The sequence below is a fragment of the Sulfitobacter sp. F26204 genome (assembly GCF_026410305.1).
In the GTDB taxonomy this organism is placed as follows: Bacteria; Pseudomonadota; Alphaproteobacteria; order Rhodobacterales; family Rhodobacteraceae; genus Sulfitobacter.
On sequence record NZ_JAPMLQ010000023.1, the window covers coordinates 1 to 2,431 of the forward strand.

At 58.1% G+C, this 2,431-nt stretch carries 3 protein-coding genes; all 3 read left to right on the plus strand.

Annotated elements, in window-relative coordinates; translation table 11 throughout:
- The first annotated feature begins 85 nt into the window (after nucleotides 1-85).
- From OS190_RS20445 to tnpC, 3 genes are read left to right on the plus strand one after another with little or no spacing between them, the layout of a single operon-like run.
- A complete protein-coding gene (locus OS190_RS20445; protein ID WP_267160548.1) occupies nucleotides 86-478 on the plus strand; it encodes a transposase in 393 nt (130 codons plus the stop codon).
- A complete protein-coding gene (tnpB, locus tag OS190_RS20450; RefSeq protein WP_267160549.1) occupies nucleotides 475-828 on the plus strand; it encodes an IS66 family insertion sequence element accessory protein TnpB in 354 nt (117 codons plus the stop codon). The genes OS190_RS20445 and tnpB overlap by 4 nt, the downstream gene beginning before the upstream one ends.
- Before the next feature lie 54 nt (nucleotides 829-882).
- Nucleotides 883-2,409 (plus strand): IS66 family transposase, encoded by a 1,527-nt coding sequence (tnpC, locus tag OS190_RS20455; protein WP_267160550.1) that lies wholly within the window; start codon nucleotides 883-885, stop codon nucleotides 2,407-2,409.
- The last annotated feature ends 22 nt before the right edge of the window (nucleotides 2,410-2,431 follow it).

The following is a 2,431-nucleotide window of genomic DNA, read 5'->3' on the forward strand; positions in this document are numbered from 1 at the left end:
GTAAGCGATGCGCCGCCCCCACCTTCCTTGTGATCGCCTGATCTGAGATTCAGCTCTAATGGATGGATTATCAGGGAGTTTCTCCATGGAGCGCTCAACGGAGTTTCTCAGTAACATTGATATGATTGTGGGGCCGCGCGGTCACCGCCGGTGGCCGGATGCGGTGAAGGCGCAAATTGTGGTCGAGACGCTGGTGGAGGGTGCCTCGGTGGGCGCAGTTGCGCGGCGGTATGACATGCGGGCCAATCATTTGTCGGAATGGCGGCGCATGGCGCGGGAGGGCAAGCTGGTTCTGCCCGCTGTTCCTGAGGCGCCAAGCTTTGCAGAATTGGTTGTGCGCGACGATGTTGAGACGGCACCTGAACTTGCACCACCACCATTGGATCTGATCTGTGGCAGCGTCCATGTGCGATTGGTCGCAAACACATCAGCAGCGCGCATTGCCGAGATTGTCCGTGCCTTGAATGCGCCCTCATGATGTTCCCTTCGAACCGAGTGCGGATCGTTGTGGCCACCAAGCCTGTCGACTTCCGAAAAGGTCATGACGGGCTGGCAGCGCTGGTTAAGAACGAGTTGCGCAAGGACCCGTTCACTGGGATCGTATTTGTGTTCCGCTCGAAACGCGCAGATCGGCTGAAGCTGCTGTATTGGGACGGCACCGGGTTGGTCATGGCTTATAAGCGGCTCGAAGAACACACCTTCACTTGGCCTGCCATCAAGGATGGCCTGATGGCCCTAAACTACGCCCAGTTTGAAGCGCTGTTCTCGGGATTGGACTGGCGGAAAGTAAGGGCTTTGTCAGTGCGTCCGCCGACTGCGGCAGAGTGAATCAGGCCGTCTTTTGCAGGGTTGCTGAGGTGCAGGAAATGGTAGTCATTCCCCATGTCAAAACCTGCCGATCTCCCTAATGATTTTGAGGCCCTGAAGGCGCTGCTTGCTGCCTCAGAGGACCGAAATCTGCGCAAGCAGGATCGTATCGACCAGTTGGAGAAACTGGTTGCTGACTTCAAGCGTGCCCTGTTTGGCGCACGGTCCGAGAAGGCCGATCCCGAGCAGTTTGAACTGGCGCTGGAAGACATCGAAACGGCGATGGCAGAGATCCATGCTGAAGATGAAGCGCTCGATCCGCCTACATCGCGCCCGGCAAAGCCGCGCAATACCAATCGCGGTTCATTCCCCAAACATTTGCCGCGTATCGAAGAGGTGCTTGCGCCCGACAGCACGATCTGCGGCTGCGGCGCTGAACGGCATATGATTGGTGAGGATGCGTCTGAACGATTGGATATCATCCCCGCCCAGTTCCGTGTGATCGTTACCCGCCGCCCGAAGTATGCCTGCCGGTCCTGCACGAATGGGGTCATCCAAGAACCTGCACCCGCCCGGCTTATCCCGGGTGGCATGCCGACCGAGGCCACTGTGGCGCATGTGTTGGTGAGCAAATACGCGGATCACCTGCCGCTGTATCGTCAGGCGCAGATTTACAGCCGTCAGGGCATCCACCTTGATCGATCCACCCTCGCAGGGTGGGTTGGCAAAGCAGCCTATGAGCTGCGACCCGTGTTTGATGCGTTGATCGCCGATTTGAAGCGTTCGACAAAACTGTTCATGGATGAAACAAGAGCACCAGTGCTCGACCCGGGCAGACGCAAAACCAAAACCGGATACTTCTGGGCGCTGGCCCGCGACGATCGACCGTGGGGTGGTGCTGCTCCACCGGGCGTCGCCTTCACTTATGCACCGGGACGGTCCGGCCAGTATGCAGATGACATTCTCAAAGGCTTCTCCGGCATTTTACAGGTGGACGGCTATGCAGGGTATAACCGCCTGCTCAAACGCGCAGATGACAATGTCGCCTTGGCCTACTGCTGGGCCCATGCGCGGCGTAAATTGCATGAGGTTGCGCAATCCGGCACCGCCCCCATCGCCGAAGCGCGGTTGAAACAGATCGCTGCGCTCTACCGGATCGAAAAGGATATCCGAGGCCTGGCACCCGAGGTGCGATTGGCTGCACGGCAAGACCGATCAGCACCGTTGATCGCCGCGTTTGAGGAGTGGCTCACGACCAACCGCGCGCGGCTGTCTGCCAAAGCCCCTTTGGGTGAAGCGCTCAAATACATCGCAAAATACTGGGATGGACTGTGCCTGTTTCTGACTGACGGCCGTATCGAAATGGACAGCAATGCCGTCGAACGCACCATCCGTCCCATCGCTTTGAATCGCAAGAACGCGCTCTTCGCTGGCCACGACGCCGGAGCCGCAAACTGGGGGGTAATCGCTTCCTTGATCGAGACCTGCAAATTAAACGATGTCGATCCGCACGCCTATCTGACCAATACGCTCACAGCCATCGTCGCTGGCCACAAACAAAGCATGATCAACGAGCTGCTACCCTGGAATTACGTCAAATAGGTGGGATCGGCGCACCGGTTAC